Below are 232 nucleotides of genomic sequence, written 5' to 3'. Positions count from 1 at the left end.
CACCGACAACGCCCAGTCGACCCTCGGTGGCGACCTGGTGGAGCAGGACGAGTTCCTCCTGCGTCCGGGCGAGGAACGGCGCATCGAACGCACGCTCGACGAGCAGACCCGCCAGCTCGGTTTCGTCGCCGCCTACCGCGACCTCGACCGCGCCACCTGGCGCCAGGTCCTCGACGTGCCGGGGCAACGCACCAGCCATCTCGACATCACGCTCGGCGCGCAGGCCATCGGC

The 232-nt window shown here is 71.1% G+C and carries 1 protein-coding gene; it reads left to right on the top strand.

Features of this window, described 5'->3' with window-relative positions; genetic code table 11:
* The coding region (tssJ, locus tag ACLJNW_RS28840; protein WP_410962110.1) for a type VI secretion system lipoprotein TssJ at positions 1-232 on the top strand (232 nt) is incomplete at both ends.

It is taken from the genome of Salmonella sp. SAL4457, from assembly GCF_046548235.1.
Lineage (GTDB): Bacteria > Pseudomonadota > Gammaproteobacteria > Enterobacterales > Enterobacteriaceae > Salmonella > Salmonella enterica.
This window is presented reverse-complemented; position numbering and strand designations above follow the sequence as displayed.